Source organism: Caulobacter sp. 17J65-9, assembly GCF_010975005.1.
Taxonomy (GTDB): domain Bacteria; phylum Pseudomonadota; class Alphaproteobacteria; order Caulobacterales; family Caulobacteraceae; genus 17J80-11.
In genome coordinates, this window is the sequence record NZ_JAAIVC010000095.1 from 1 (window position 1) to 14169 (window position 14169).

Genomic DNA, 14169 nt, shown 5'->3' on the forward strand with positions numbered 1-14169 from the left:
GGTCAGGTCGGGCGAGGCGCATGGCGTGGCCGCCGCCTTGGCCTTGGCGCGGCTCTCGACCGAGCTCAGCGCCGCCGCGGTCGTGCCGGAGCGCAGGGCCGCGCCGCGGGCCTGGGAGGCGGCCGCGTCGAGCGCGGTGGAGATCTGCGGAGCGAACAGGCCGCAGCGGTCGTCGGCGGCGCGCATCAGGGTGCGCTCGTAAAACAGGTCGGCCGAACCCAGCGCCTGGGCGGCGAGCGGAGCCAGCGCCGCCGCAAGGGCGATCGCCGTCCCGATCCGGGTTTTCGCGCGGTTCGCGCGGGTCATGTCCGCCGCTTTCTTCTAAAGGGTCGTGCGGGCACACTAGCGCGTCGGCTTTTCCGTCCGGTTTCCTTTTAGGGTAAAGGCTTTGTTGCTTTCGACAGACATCTGGGTCGGCGCGCTGATCCGCCGGGCCCAGGCCGAAGGCGCTTTCGCCACGGTCGCGCGCAAGGGCGACGACCGGGCTGGAACGGTGCTGGTCAAGGCGGTGAACCTGCGCGAGCGCACCGCGCGCCTCTATGTCGAGGCGCTGCGCGGCGACGGCGAGCGGGTGTGGATCCAGCCGGTCGCCTCGGAGGAGGAGCCCACGCTGGACGCCTATGTCGAGCGCCAGGCCCGCATCGACCCCGACTTCTGGCTGGTCGAGATCGAAGACTTACTGGGTCGTCACTTCCTCACCGAACCGGTCGAGAATCGTTAACCGCGTTCCTCAACGGGAGCGCAACGCCGTTCGATCTATGGTCACGCTGTTCTCGGCGTACAGAAGGTTCGCTCGGTGCTTTACTTGCTCAACGACGCGGTGTTCGACGTCGACCCGAAAGGTCTTGTCACCCCGCACGACGCGCGCCGCTTTGAGGCGCTCAGCCTGGCCTATGTGATCGGCCTGGGCCGCGAACTGTTCGCCGAAGACCCGCTGCTGCACCGGAACGATCCGGAGCGCGCGCGGCGCCTGGCCTGGCTGCTGGCGACCAAGCAGCCCGACGCCAACGCCGCCCTGTTCATGGCGCCGGCCGCGGGCTGCGCGCCCGAACGCGTCGGCGCCCGCTTCGCCAGCCTCTCCGAAGAAATGATCCGCGCGCTGGACGCGAAGAACCGCGAGGGCGAGCTGGACGTGAAGACCGCCGACAAGAAGGTCTGGAAGCGCCTGGCGGCCTGATCGCCGCCACCTCGTTCCTGAACCCAAGATCGTCGAACGACGTATGGCGGAGCCTTGCGGCTCCGCCTATTGTCGCGACCGGTCTCGGTACAGCTTGGGGGCGAGCGTGGGGCGAAATCTCAGGGGCTTCATCGGCGCGTGCGCCCTGGCGGTCGCCGTCCTGGCGGGAAGCAGCCCGGCCCAGGCGGCCGGCTGGCTGAAGGCGGAGAGCAAGCACTTCGTCGTCTACGGCCAGCTCGACGAGCGCACCCTGCGCGACTACGCGCTGAAGCTCGAGGACTACGACGGCGTCCTGCGCATGTTCCACGGCGTGCCGGAGACCCAGGACGCGCCGCGCAAGTTCGAGATCTATCTCACCAACTCGTCGAGCTTTGATCGGCTCTGGCCGAAGGCGCCCGAAGAGGTGGCCGGCTTCTACATGTCGTCGCCGAACGATGTGTTCGCGGTGGCGAAGCGCACCGGCAGTGACAAGGACACCAACGACTACGCGTTCCACGAGTACGCCCACCATTTCATGATGCAGTACTTCCCCTACGCCTACCCCGCGTGGGTGGTGGAAGGCTGGGCCGAGTACTTCTCGACCGTGGACGTCCACCCTGACCGGATCGACATCGGCCGCTACAGCGACGGGCGGGTGGGCAGCCTGTTCGACACCTGGCTGCCGTTGAAAGACATGCTGGGCAAGTCGGTCTGGCAGCTGAAGGACGACGAGCAGCGCTTCCGCTTCTACGCGCAGTCGTGGCTGCTGGTGCACTACATGCAGGCCAAGCCGGAGCGGCGCGCCCAGTTGACGGCCTATCTGAAGGCGGTCGGTCAGGACGGCGAGGATCCGGCGGCCGCCATGTGGCGCGTCACCGGCCAGGACGCGCAATCGCTCGAAAAGTCGATGCGGGCCTACGTCGACGGCAAGTTCTTCTTCCAGCGCCTGACCCGCAAGCCGCACGCCGACGTCGAGGTGAAGGTCTCGGCCCTGCCGGCCTCGGCGACCGACCTGCTGATGGAAGTGCAGCGCATGAAGCGCGGCGTCGACAAGGACGATCGCGACCGGTTCGTCGCCGACGTCCGCAAGCGGGCGGCCAAGTACGAGGGCGACCGCTTCGCCCAGCTGGCCCAGGCCGACGCGGAAATCGAGTACGGCGCACGGGCGGTCGGCGAGGACATCCTCCAGCGCCTGCTCAAGGCGAATCCCGACGACGTCGAGGCGCTGCGGCTCATGGGGGAAAGCTGCCTGGAAGCGGGCGAGGCGGACCCCGACCGGCGCGCCGAGTTCTTCGCCAAGGCGCGGCCCTACATCGCCCGCGCCAACAAGCTGGTCCCTGACCACTACCAGACCCTGTACGCCTATGCGCGCTCGCGCTCGACCGACCCGGACTATCCGTCGGAAAACGTGCTGAACGTCCTGCTGCTCGCGCACCAGCTGGCCCCGCAGGTCGACGAGATCAGCCTGAGGACGGCCGACGCCATGATCCGGCGCGACCGCAAGGACGAGGCGCGGGTGCTGCTGAAGATACTCGCCAACGCCCCCCACGGCGGCGGCGGCGCGAGCGAGGCCAAGTCGATGCTCGCCGGGCTCGACGCGCCGGCGGAGACGGCGGCGGGCGGCGGCTGAGGCGCGTGCGGGCGGGGCCGGCTTCTCCAGCTCCCCCGAAGTGACGTCGTTCGTCGACCCTCGCGCAGCGAGCTGGACCGTTCTGCAACGCGGGCGCTAGTCTGCGCCCTCGTATCGAGTGGGGCGTTGATGTTCGGGGCGAGTTCGGGCCGCTTTTCCGGCCTGCGTGGGTGGTGGGTGGCGGCGGTAGCCTGTGTGGCGCTGCTGGCGCCCGGGGTGGCCCAGGCCAAGTGGCTGCGGGCGGAAAGCGACCACTTCGTCATCTACAGCAACGGCGACGAGCAGGTGCTGCGCGACTACTCGCGGCGTCTGGAGGATTTCGACTCCGTCCTGCGCTACTACCACGGCCTGCCCGTCGACGCGCCGGTGGACCGAAAGCTCGACATCTACCTGATGCGCAGCGTGGAGGACCTGCAGCGGTCCTTCGGCACGGGCTCGTTGATCGCCGGCTTCTACAGTGCGGACGACGATGACGTCTTCGCGGCGGCCTATCGCTCCCGGGACAAGGACGATCGCGACGAGACCCTGTTCCACGAGTACGTGCACCACTTCATGGCGCAGTACTTCCCCTATCCCTATCCGGCCTGGCTGAGCGAGGGATGGGCGGAGTACTTCTCCACCACCGACATCCGCGCCGATCGGATCGACGTCGGCAACGCCGGCGACCGGGCGTACAGCCTCAGCCTCGACTGGGTGCCGATCGAATACCTGCTGGGCAAGACCGCCTGGGGCCTGAGCGCGGAAAAGGGGGCCGCCTTCTACGCCCAGGCATGGCTGTTGACCCACTACATGCAGGCCGACGCCGGCCGCCAGAAGCAGCTCGGCGCCTACATGCGGGCCGTGGCGGAGGGCCAGGATCCGGTGAAGGCCATGGAGGTCGCGACCGGCGCCGACGTCAAGGCGCTGGAGCGCGAGCTGCGCGCCTATGCGCGCAAGCCGCTGGGCTATGTGCGCCACGGCCGCCAGGTGATCCCGCGTGCGGTGACGGTCACGACGATGCCGGCCAGCGCTGACGACCTGCTGATCCTGCGCCAGCGCGTCCTGTGGTCGTTCGACGAGAAGGAAGCGCCCGCTTATCTGGCGAAGGTGCGTTCGGCGGCGGCTAGGCACCCGGGCGATCGCTTCGCCGAGCTCACCCTCGCCAGGGCAGAGATCGACCACGGCGACCCGTTGGCGGCGGAGGCCCTGCTGGGGCGGCGGCTCGCGGCCGATCCGAATGATGTGGAAGTTCTGCGCCTACTGGCGCGCAGCAAGCTGAAGGCGGGTCGCGCCGACGGCGCCCGACGGGCGGCGTTGTTCGCCGAGGCCCGGCCGCTGCTGGCCAAGGCCATCAAGGCCGACCCGGACCACTACCAGACGCTCTACGCCTACGCCCTCGCGCGCTCGACCGATCCGGACTATCCGTCCGAGAACACGCTCGACGTCCTCTTGCTGGCCAACCAGATCGCGCCGCAGGTGGAGACCATCGCATTCGAGACCGCCAGGGCGCTGGCCGCCCGAGGACGGACGGATGAGGCCACGGTGAAGCTGAGGCTGCTGGCCAACGCGCCGCACAGCGGGCCGGTGGTCGAAGCGGCGAAGGCGGAACTGGAGCGGCTCGCCGGCAAGAGCTCCCCGGCCAAGGCCGCCGCGACGGGCGGTGGCGGACAGGGCTCAGCCGGCTAGCCGGGCGCGGCCCGCGCGCAGGGCCGCGTTGCCACGCAGCCCTGCGTCGGCTAACCCGGCGGCCGCATGTCCAAGACCTCTCCCGCCGCCGAAGCCGCCCGCCGTCGCACCTTCGCGATCATCTCGCACCCCGACGCCGGCAAGACGACGCTGACCGAGCACCTGCTGCTGGCCGGCGACGCCATCCGGGCGGCCGGCGCGGTGCGCGCGCGCGGCGAGAACCGCCGCACCCGCTCCGACTGGATGAAGATCGAGCGCGAGCGCGGCATCTCCGTCTCGGCCTCGGTGATGACCTTCGAGCACGAGGGGTTGATGTTCAACCTGCTCGACACCCCGGGCCACGAAGACTTCTCGGAAGACACCTACCGGACCCTGACGGCGGCCGACGCCGCGGTCATGGTGCTGGACGCCGCCAAGGGCATCGAGCCGCAGACCCTGAAGCTGTTCGAGGTCTGCCGCCTGCGCGACATCCCGATCCTCACCTTCATCAACAAGATGGACCGCGAGGCCCAGGACCCGTTCGCCCTGCTGGACGAGATCAGCTCCAAGCTGGCCCTGGACCCCGCGCCGCTCTACTGGCCGGCCGGCTCGGGCGGCCGCTTCAAGGGCGTGCTGAACCTGCAGGATCGCAAGTTCCTGCCCTTCGCCAAGAAGACCGGCGGCGCGGCGGCCGAGGACGAGGGCCATCCGGGCGCCGTCGACTTCGACAGCGCCGACATCGAGCGCTTCCTCGACAAGGCTGAGCGCGAGGAGGTCGAGGAAGGCGGCATGCTGGTCACCGACGCCTCCAAGCCGTTCGACCCGCAGGCCTTCCTGGAAGGCCACATGACCCCGGTGTTCTTCGGCTCGGCGCTGCGCCACTTCGGCGTGGATCAGCTGCTGCACGGCCTGGGGACTTACGCCCCGCCGCCGAAGATCGTGAAGGCCGAGAAGGCCGGGGCCGAGAGCCACGTCGCGCCCGGCGGCGACGAGGTCACCGGCTTCGTGTTCAAGGTCCAGGCCAACATGGACCCCAACCACCGCGACCGCATCGCCATGGTGCGCCTGTGCTCGGGCGCCTTCCGCCGCGGCATGAAGATGAAGGTGCAGAACACCGGCCGGCAGCTGTCCGTGAACGCGCCGATCATGTTCTTCGCCTCGGACCGCGAGCTGGCCGAGGAGGCCTACGCCGGCGACGTCATCGGCATCCCCAACCACGGCGTGCTGCGCGTCGGCGACAGCCTGTCGGAGACCGGCAGCCTGCGCTTCGCCGGCCTGCCGAACTTCGCTCCGGAAATCCTGCAGCGCGTGCGCGTGAAGGATCCGCTGAAGGCCAAGCACCTCAAAAAGGCGCTGGAAGGCCTGGCCGAGGAGGGCGTGACCCAGCTGTTCCGCCCGCGCATCGGGGCCGACTTCATCGTCGGCGCCGTCGGCCAGCTGCAGTTCGAGGTCATGGCCGACCGCCTGGGCAACGAATACCAGCTGGACGTCATCTTCGAGCCGAGCCCGTACGCGGAGGCCCGCTGGCTGGCCGGCGACAAGGCCGACGTCGAGGACTTCATGAACAAGCACCAGACGGCCATCGGCTCGGACATCGACGACCAGGACGTGTTCCTGGGCAAGTCGTCCTGGGAGATCGGCTACGTCGCCGACCGCTATCCGAAGGTGCGCTTCCAGAAGACCAAGGAACGCGGGTAGACGAGTCGACCGTGCCCGGCCATTTTCGCGACGGGGATGGAGGGGCGGATGCGGGTCGGAACTTGTTTCGCGGTGGGCGCGGTCCTGCTCGGGACGGCATTCGCCACCGCCGCGGCGGAGCCGGAGCCCGCACCCCGGGTGCGGGTCGTCACCAAGCCGGACTGGGCCAGCGTGCCTCGTTACCAGGACCTCGAGCCCTTCTACCCGGCCGAGGCGGCGCAGTTCGAGGTGGCCGGCAGGGGCGTCATCGAATGCCGTGTCCGCGCCGACGGCACGCTCGAGGCGTGCGCAGTCTCTGAAGAAACGCCGAGCGGGTGGGGATTCGGCGCAGCGACCCTGGCCGTGGCCCAGTTCTTCCGGATGCGCCCGGTCGGCGAGTCCCTCGCCGGCGGGCGGGTTAGAGTGCCGCTTCGCTGGACGCCCGAAGGCAACCCCGACAACCGCAGGCTTTGCGCCGCATTCGAGGCGGGCCGTCCGGGGCGGGACCGCAAGGCGCGCATCGCCGCCTTCCAAGCAGCGATGGAAGCGGAGGGCGAGGAGCCGGGGATGGCCAAGGCACGCGCCAACTATCTCCCTGACGTCGCCGATCGCCTGAACAGGGCCTACCCGGAACGCATGGCGGATCTGCTCGCCCAGTGCCGGGCCGCGAAAGCGGGCGGCTAACGCCGCTTCGGCGCGATCGAGATCTCGGCGTCGAACAGCGTGGGCTGGTCGCTGGTCCTGGCGCCCTCGATGGTCAGCATGCGCGCCTTGGTCGACACGCCGCCCGGGGCGGAGAAGCCGCCGGCCTTGCCGTCGGCGCCCAGCACGCGGTGGCAGGGCACGATGATCGGGATCGGGTTGGCCCCCAGCGCCCGGCCCACCGCCTGCGCGGCGCCCGGTTCACCCAGCTCGCGGGCGATCGCGCCGTAGGTCCGCGTCTCGCCCGGCGGAATGCGCAGGGCCAGGTCGTAGACCCGCCGCTCGAACGGCGTGGCGGCTTCCAGATCCAGCGGCACGTCGGAGAAGTCGATCGGCTGACCCTCCAGCAGGGCGACCACCTGCTCGACCGCGCGGGCGATCTGCGGCGGCGGCGCCTGCTCCTGCGCGGCCGGACAGCGCTTCAGCAGCCGCGCGCGCGTGGCCGCGTCGTCGCCCTCGGGCAGGGACACGGCCGCCACCCCGGCCTCGCTCCAGGCCAGGCCGCAGCGGCCGACCGCGGTGTCGAACAGGGTGTAGCCGTGGGTCATCGGCTCTGATCCTAGCATCCGGCCCGGCTCACCGCTTGCGGAACAGGACGCTGAGGTTGTTGGCCGGCATCTCCACCCGGCGGGTGAAGGCCAGGCCGTGGCTGGCGGCCAGCGCCTTCACCTCGGCCAGATCGCGCAGGCCCCAGGCCGGGTCGCGCGACTTCAGGCTCTGGTCGAAGGCCAGGTTGCTGGGCGCGGTCTCCACATCGGCCTCCAGGTACGGGCCGTAGAGGTAGAGCAGGCCGCCGACGGGCAGGACGCGCGCCGCCCCGGCCATCAGCCCCTCGGTCGCCGCCCACGGCGAGATGTGGACCATGTTGATGCAGACCACCGCGTCGGCGTGGCCGACCGGCCAGGTGTCCGGCGCCGCGGCGTCCAGCGGCAGGGGCGGGCGCAGGTTGGAAAGGCCGCTCGCCTCGCGCCAGGCCTCGATCGAGGCGCGCGCGGTCGGGTCCGGATCGGTCGGCTGGAAGTTCAGGCCCGGCAGGCCGGCCGCGAAATACGCCGCGTGCTCGCCGGTCCCCTCGGCCACGTGCAGGACCAGCCCTGACGCAGGCAGGACCGAGCGCAGCACCTCGAGGATGGGCTCGCGATTGCGCAGGGCGGCGGGGGAGGAGAGGGCGGCGGAGGCGGGCGCGTCGGTCATGTCCCGCCTCTACACCCAGGCCGCCGGGCCGGTCACGGCTGATGAGATCAAAACGAATGACGCCGCCCCGGGGGGAGCGGGGCGGCGTCGTCGTCGCGGCGGCTAGGGGGAGGGGGCTTAGTAGCCGCCGCCGTAACGTCCGCCGGAGGGGCGGGCGTAGCTGGAGTGGACGTAACCGACGCCCACGTTGTTTTGGCCGACCAGCACCCAGTCGCCGGCGTAGGCGAGAGCCTGGAAGTTCTGGCCGGTGTACAGGCCGCCCAGCTTGCCGGCCTTGGTCGAGGGGGCCGAACGCAGGTTCACGTTGGCGGTGGCCACGTAGGCGCCGCCGCCCTTGCTGAAGCGGGCGGGCGAGACCTGCGGGGCCAGGCGGTAGCCGCCGCTGGAATAGGTGCCCTTGGGCTCGCCCTTGTACTCGCGCTGGCCCGCGGCGGCCTCGTCGCGCTGCATCTTGCAGCCGGTCCAGGAGCCGGCGGCGGCCCCGGCCGCGGCCCCGGCCACGGCGCCGGCGGTGCGTTCGTTCTTGGCCACGTTGGAGCCGATCGCCGCGCCGGCGAGCGCGCCCAGCACCGCGCCGACTTCCTGCTTGCCGCCCTTGGCGTCGCAGTTGGTGATCGAGCCGACGCCGCCGCCGGTGCGCTCTTGCGCCGTGGCGGCCGGGACGACGCCGACGAGGGCGATCAGGGCGGCGCCGACGACGGCGGTGCGGAAGGTGGGGGACGTCGACATGTTCTTCTCCTCGGGGGCTGTCGTGTTCCGATATGGACAAGCTAGCCCGTCGAAGCTGAACGGCGCGCCGTGGCGAATTGTCAGGTTCTGTTTAGGTTCGTCACCACCGGAACCCGGGTCGCCGGACGCCGCTTTTCCTACGCTTCCAGAACGAGGAGAGGACCATGGACCGCAAGGCGCGCGCCGTCTGGCGCGGAACCGGCAAGGACGGCGGCGGCGAGCTGACCAGCGCCTCGGGCGTGCTGTCGGCGACGCCCTACAGCTTCAAGACCCGCTTCGAGAACGAGCCCGGCACGAACCCCGAGGAGCTGATCGCGGCGGCGCACGCCGGCTGCTTCTCCATGGCCCTGGCGTTCCAGCTGCAGGGCGCGGGCTTCCCCCCCGAAGAGCTGCAGACCGAGGCGGTGGTGACCCTGGAGCCGGACGGCCAGGGCGGCTTTCACATCAGCCGCTCGGCCCTGACCCTGAAGGCCAAGGTCCCCGGCGTCGACAAGGCCAAGTTCGACGAGCTGGCCGGCCTGGCGGAGAAGACCTGCCCGGTGTCGCGGGTGCTGAACGCCGAGATCACCCTGAACGCCACCCTGGCCTGAAAGCCGGGGCCGAAAAGAAAGTGGCCCCGGAGCAGGCTCCGGGGCCGGTTCGGTTCATCTGGCGCGGATCACCAGGGGCGATCGGGCCCGCGGAAATGGCCGCCGCGTTCCCAGTGGCCGCGCTCCCAATGGCCGCGGTCGTCGCGCTGCTCGCGCATCTCGTCCATGCGACGGCGCCGTTCGGCGTCGTCGTCGCCGAACCAGCTCTTCACCTCGTCGCCGGCCCGGTTCATGAAGTTGCGGTCTTCCCGACCCTGACCGCGCCAGCCCTCGCCACGGTCGTAGCCGCCGTAGTCGCGGCCGTGCCAGCCCTGATGGCGCTCGTAGGCGCCCTGGCCCCAGCGCGCCTGCTCCTGGCCGTAGGCGCCATAGCCCTGGGCGCCGTAATAGCCCTGCGGCGTCGCGCCCGAGCCGTAATAGCCGCCGTAGCCCGGCGCGCGCTCGTGGCCGTAGGCGCTCGGCTGGCCGCCGTACTGCCCGTATTGGCTCTGGCTGTACTGGTTCTGGCCGTACTGGCCCTGTCCGTATTGGCCCTGACCGTATTGCCCCTGGGCGTACTGGCCCTGCGCGTGTTGGCCCTGGCCGTAGCCCTGCCCGCGGCCGTACTCCCCGCGCCCGTAGTCGGCGCCGTAGGTCTGGCCGTAGCGGCCGTGCTCGGCGCCGTACCAGCCGCCGCCCTGGCCGTAGCTGCGGCCGTAATCCCGATCCTGCGCGCGGTAATCCCCAGTCCGGAAGTCTTGGCCCCGGTAATCCTGTCCTCTGTAATCTTGCCCCCGGTAGTCCTGGCCCCGGTAGTCTTGCGCGCGCGTTTCATGGCGCTCGCGTTCCGCCCAGGTCCGATGGCGCTCGTCGTCTCTCCACCTGTCGGCCATTCAACTCGCCTTTCCGCGCTGATCTTGGCTGGCCCCCGCCGCCTACCCGGGAAAACCGGAGGGGAAAGGGTCAGGTTCCGGCCTGATACGGCCTGTCCCGCTGAAACCCGGCGAGGGGCGTCGCGTTTGCTCATACCCGTCCCGAGAGGGCGCGGGCGTCCCGGGATGGGACGCCTACTGAGGACCGTCGATGTTCGACTTCGAACGCGAACTGAAAAGAATATTAGGCGTCGCAGCGGCTTCCGACGCGGCCGATCCCAGTCTGCTGGAGCTTCTGGACGCGCGCATGCTGGCCGGACAGGGCCGCGCCGCGGACATCGCCGCGGGCCGGGTCTCGACGCGAGACCCCCTGCCGCACCGCTTCGAGGCGGCCGCCATCTGGCGTGAGTACGCGCGCCGGACCGGCGATCCGGCCGCCTTGCGCAAGTCCGCCGCTGCGGCCGAGGCCGCCGGCAAGGCCTCGCGCAAGCTGAGCGACCAGGCCCGGGCGGCGCTGGAGCAGGGCCTGACCTGCCTGGCCGGCGCCGACCTGTTCGGCGACCAGGGCCTGGCCGACACCGCCCGCACTCTTCTGGAGGCGGCGGCGGGGCAGGGGCTCGACGCGGTGGCGGAAGCCCGGCTGGAGACCGCCTACGCTCGGCTGGCCGCGCGCGACGCGATCGGATCGGGCGACTACGCCCGGGCGCTCGAGGCCGCCGCGTTATACGATTCCGCCGTGCACAAGCTGGAGCGCCTGGCCGCCGACCGCGGCTCGCCGGCGGTGCGGCTGGAAGCGGCCGCCGCGCGCGTGGCGCGTGCGGAGCTGCTGGCCATCTTCGGCGTGCACCGCAAGGACGCGCGCCTGCTGGAGGGCGCCGCGCGCGACGTGGCCCAGCTGGTCGAGCATCTGGATCCCGACTACGAGCCCCTGACCTGGGCCCGCGCCGCCGAACTGTGCGGCGCCTGCCTGACGGCGCTGGGCGCGCTGTGCGTGCGGGTCGACCTGATCGCCGAGGGCGTCTCGGCCCTGGTCGAGATCGGCGAGCGCTACACCCGCGACCACAGCCCGCTCGACTGGGCCCGCTTCCAGCACGCCCTGGGCCAGGCCCTGCAGGCGCTGGGCGAGGCGTCCGACAGCGACGCCGCCTTCGAACAGGCCGAGGTGTCCTACGACGAGGCGCTGGACGCCGCGATCGGCACGGCCCTGGTCATGCGGGCCACCATCGCCAGCGACCGCGCCGCCTGCGTGGCGCGCCGGGCCGAGCGCCGCGGCGACCTCACCGCCCTGGCGCGGGCCGAGGCCGCCTTCCGTTCGGAGCTGGCCGGCGCCAAGCCCGAAGCCGACCCGAGCGGCTGGGCGGTGATCCAGGCCAATCTGGGCCGCCTGTACGAGGCGCGCGCCGAGCTGCTGGGCGAGTTCCGCGAACGCGACGCCGCTGTCTACGCCTACGAGGCGGCGCTGGACGTGTTCTGCGAACAGGGCCTGAGGACCCTGGCCGTGATCGCCGCCGAAGGCCTGGAGCGCGTGCGCGCGGCGTAGCGTTCGCTGAACCGCGATTGCTGGACGTGACACCGTTCCCTCCGCCGCCTAAGTTCCCGGGGTGGGGGGATCCATGCATCGTGTCGCCATTTTCGCCGTCGTCGCGGCGGTGCTCGTAGCCGCGTCGGCCAATGCGGCGGAGCCCAAGGAAGTCCCGCCTGCCTGGGCGAAGAGGGCGTCCGGCGACCAGTTGTTGAGCTTCCTGCCGGCCAAGGCCGCTAAGGAAGGTCAGGACGGCAAGGCGGTGATCGAGTGCGACGTCGCGGTCGACGGCAACCTCCGGAATTGCCGCGTCATTTCCGAGACGCCCGAAGGGTATGGCTTCGGCGCCGCCGCGCTCCTCGCCGCGCCGCTGTTCAAGATGAAGCCCGCCACGGTGGACGGAAAGCCGGTCGTCAGGGCCGCCCGTATTCCGATCAACTGGGATCTGGAGCGGGGCGTCGGGGGCAAATCCTTCGACATGGTAACCCAGGCGGTCTGGCTGGAGGCGCCGACGCGAGCGGAGGTCCAGGCGGCTCGGGGCGGGAAGGTGGCGACGGCCGCGCGGGTCGTTCTGAACTGCGGCTTCAAACCGGACGGAACCCTCACCGACTGCGATGAGAAGGAAGCCAGCGAGCAGGGCGCCGGGTTGACGCCGGCCGCGCGCAAGCTGCTCGGCAAGTTCCGGATGGCCGGCGCCGACAAGCTGAAGGACACCCGCATTCTGGTGCCGTTCCAGTTCGACCCGGGCGGGAGCCCCGGCGTGGAAGATCGGCGCTTGTTGAGCAAACCCGCGTGGGCGCAGCGCGCCAACCCGGCGGCGCTCGCCTTCCCCGCCGCGGCGCGCGCCGCCGGTCTGAGCGAGGGGCGGGCGACCGCGGAGTGCCTGGTGGGAGCGCAGGGCGTGTTGGTGGACTGTCACGTCGTGTCGGAATCGGCCGCCAACGTCGGGTTCGGCGACACCGCCGTCGCCGCGGCGGCTCTGTTCAGAGCGAGCGCGTGGACGAACGAGGGCCGGCCGGTGGACGGCGCCCGCGTGCGGATCGGATTCCAGTTCGTGGACGAGGCCGACGAGGCACCCGCGGCAGCGCCGCCCGCGCCCGCCGCGAAACCTTAGGCCGCCAGGTCCGTCGACTGCCGGCGCACCCGCCAGAAGCGGATGGTGCGCAGGGCCGTCTCCTTGGGCAGGTCGCCGTACAGCTTGCCGTACTCCTGGGCCCGGCCCATGGCGTCGGCTTCCTTGCTGAGCAGCACCACCGCGTAGGTCAGGAACAGCGCCCGGTCGAGGTCGGCCGCCTTGCAGACGATGGCCAGGGCGTCGAGCTCCTGCCGCTCGACGATGTGACGGGCGGTGTGGAAGTCGATGTCGGCCAGCTGGGCCAGGGCGACCAGGAACTGGGTCATGCCGCCGGAGCGCAGGAAGCGGGCCAGCACGCGCGGGGTCAGCTCGCCGGCGTCGCGCAGCTCGCGGATGTAGGCCTCGGCCGCGTCGTAGTCGGCCGGCAGGGCGCCGTCCTTGGCCGCGACCGTGCGGCGGCCGTTGGCCAGGGCCTTTTCCAGGGCGGCCGGATCCAGCTTGGCGTTCTCGTCGAGGATGCGCTGGCGCAGGCGCGCCTCGGCCACGAAGTACAGCTCGTTCAGCAGGTCGGGCGGCAGGGTGCCGCGGTTGATGGCGGCCTCCTGCAGGTCGGGGTTCGAGGCGGCGCGATCGACCACGGTTTCCGAGGCCTGGCGCGACAGCTCCGCGCCGTCGTTGCGCAGCAGCACGCCCAGCGTTTGGTCGTCGCCGCGCTCCACGATCACGTCCGACACCCGCTCGGACACGTGGTCACGGCGCGAGACCGCCTGCAGGTGGCCCTGGCCGTGCTTGCGCACGACCTCCAGCAAGTCCTCTTCGGTCAGGGCGGTCGAGCGGGTCAGGATCGGCTCGGCGACCGCCAGGGTGTCGTTGGCGAGCCGCCGGATCAGGCCGCGCGGCGCCCGTTCGGCGTCGGCGAAGCGTAAGCCCAGGTCGGCGCGCACCTGCTCCTCCATCTCCGAGGAGAGCTGGGTCAGCACGCTGTCGAACAGCTGCATCTCCGGCTCCGTGGCCGGCTGCTGGTGCGTGAAGAACAGGTCCGTGACCTCGCGCAGCAGCTCGCGCCGGCGGGGGCTGGAGTCCTCCTTGGCGAGGGCGATGAGGTCGACGAGTTTGGAGCCGCTCATGCTTCGGATGCTCAGTTACTCAGGGTGTCCGGGGAGGCCGCTTCAGTGCGCAGGCGGCGCTCGTCGCGTTCGCTCAGCGGCTGGGGCGGGGGATCGGCGAGATCGACGGGCGGGCCGTCGAGGAAGAATTCGCTCGGCAACTGCGGCCGGTCGGGCGCTTCGCCGAAGGCGCGGTGCACCGAATAGCGGCGCGGCCCGTCGGGGCGCGCCGGCGCCTCGGCGACGGTCACGGGCGCGGCGGCCGGCGTCGTCGGCTGCGGGGCCGATTGGGG

15 protein-coding genes and 1 pseudogene are annotated in these 14169 nt (G+C 71.1%); 9 read left to right on the top strand and 7 right to left on the bottom strand.

Annotated elements, in window-relative coordinates:
* Positions 1 to 306, bottom strand: a pseudogene (locus tag G3573_RS13865) (hypothetical protein); the annotation flags it as partial.
* 82 nt (positions 307 to 388) lie between these two features.
* Between G3573_RS13865 and G3573_RS13870 the strand changes: the two are divergent.
* From G3573_RS13870 to G3573_RS13895, 6 genes are all read left to right on the top strand, one after another.
* Positions 389 to 721 carry a DUF1491 family protein gene (locus G3573_RS13870; protein ID WP_163261835.1) on the top strand — a complete coding sequence of 111 codons (333 nt, stop codon included), beginning with the start codon at positions 389 to 391 and terminating at the stop codon, positions 719 to 721.
* A 75-nt stretch (positions 722 to 796) separates the two neighbouring features.
* Positions 797 to 1177, top strand: a complete 381-nt coding sequence (locus tag G3573_RS13875; RefSeq protein WP_163261836.1) for a hypothetical protein — start codon at positions 797 to 799, stop codon at positions 1175 to 1177.
* Between the two features lie 106 nt (positions 1178 to 1283).
* On the top strand, positions 1284 to 2786 hold the full coding sequence (locus tag G3573_RS13880) for a DUF1570 domain-containing protein (RefSeq protein WP_163261837.1): 1503 nt from the start codon (positions 1284 to 1286) through the stop codon (positions 2784 to 2786).
* 129 nt (positions 2787 to 2915) lie between these two features.
* On the top strand, positions 2916 to 4451 hold the full coding sequence (locus tag G3573_RS13885) for a hypothetical protein (RefSeq protein WP_163261838.1): 1536 nt from the start codon (positions 2916 to 2918) through the stop codon (positions 4449 to 4451).
* A gap of 66 nt (positions 4452 to 4517) precedes the next feature.
* Positions 4518 to 6128 carry a peptide chain release factor 3 gene (locus G3573_RS13890; RefSeq protein ID WP_163261839.1) on the top strand — a complete coding sequence of 537 codons (1611 nt, stop codon included), beginning with the start codon at positions 4518 to 4520 and terminating at the stop codon, positions 6126 to 6128.
* Positions 6129 to 6176: 48 nt separating this feature from the next.
* Positions 6177 to 6791 carry an energy transducer TonB gene (locus G3573_RS13895; protein ID WP_163261840.1) on the top strand — a complete coding sequence of 205 codons (615 nt, stop codon included), beginning with the start codon at positions 6177 to 6179 and terminating at the stop codon, positions 6789 to 6791.
* On the opposite strand, the gene G3573_RS13900 is transcribed toward G3573_RS13895, so the two are convergent.
* The 3 genes from G3573_RS13900 to G3573_RS13910 all read right to left on the bottom strand — a co-directional run bounded on the left by G3573_RS13900 (position 6788) and on the right by G3573_RS13910 (position 8732).
* Positions 6788 to 7357, bottom strand: a complete 570-nt coding sequence (locus G3573_RS13900) for a methylated-DNA--[protein]-cysteine S-methyltransferase (protein ID WP_163261841.1) — start codon at positions 7355 to 7357, stop codon at positions 6788 to 6790. The two genes, G3573_RS13895 and G3573_RS13900, sit on opposite strands and share 4 nt — an antisense overlap.
* Positions 7358 to 7385: 28 nt before the next feature.
* Complete coding sequence (locus tag G3573_RS13905; RefSeq protein WP_163261842.1) at positions 7386 to 8003, bottom strand: DUF938 domain-containing protein; 618 nt, start codon at positions 8001 to 8003, stop codon at positions 7386 to 7388.
* A gap of 117 nt (positions 8004 to 8120) precedes the next feature.
* Complete coding sequence (locus tag G3573_RS13910; RefSeq protein WP_163261843.1) at positions 8121 to 8732, bottom strand: SH3 domain-containing protein; 612 nt, start codon at positions 8730 to 8732, stop codon at positions 8121 to 8123.
* Positions 8733 to 8896: 164 nt separating this feature from the next.
* Between G3573_RS13910 and G3573_RS13915 the strand changes: the two genes are divergently transcribed.
* Positions 8897 to 9322 (top strand): OsmC family protein, encoded by a 426-nt coding sequence (locus G3573_RS13915; RefSeq protein ID WP_163261844.1) that lies wholly within the window; start codon positions 8897 to 8899, stop codon positions 9320 to 9322.
* Positions 9323 to 9390: 68 nt separating this feature from the next.
* Here G3573_RS13915 and G3573_RS22020 read toward each other — a convergent pair whose 3' ends face one another.
* A complete protein-coding gene (locus tag G3573_RS22020) occupies positions 9391 to 10194 on the bottom strand; it encodes an SWFGD domain-containing protein (protein WP_205598253.1) in 804 nt (267 codons plus the stop codon).
* 190 nt (positions 10195 to 10384) lie between these two features.
* On the opposite strand from G3573_RS22020, the gene G3573_RS13925 reads away from it, so the two are divergent.
* Complete coding sequence (locus tag G3573_RS13925) at positions 10385 to 11713, top strand: hypothetical protein (protein ID WP_163261845.1); 1329 nt, start codon at positions 10385 to 10387, stop codon at positions 11711 to 11713.
* Between the two features lie 73 nt (positions 11714 to 11786).
* Entirely contained in the window at positions 11787 to 12809 is a 1023-nt protein-coding gene (locus G3573_RS13930) for a TonB family protein (protein ID WP_163261846.1), read from the top strand.
* On the opposite strand, the gene G3573_RS13935 is transcribed toward G3573_RS13930, so the two are convergent.
* Entirely contained in the window at positions 12806 to 13897 is a 1092-nt protein-coding gene (locus G3573_RS13935) for a DUF2336 domain-containing protein (protein WP_163261847.1), read from the bottom strand. The two genes, G3573_RS13930 and G3573_RS13935, sit on opposite strands and share 4 nt — an antisense overlap.
* Positions 13898 to 13908: 11 nt before the next feature.
* Positions 13909 to 14169, bottom strand: a 261-nt coding sequence (locus G3573_RS13940; RefSeq protein ID WP_205598254.1) for a hypothetical protein, incomplete at its 5' end; no start/stop codon positions are given.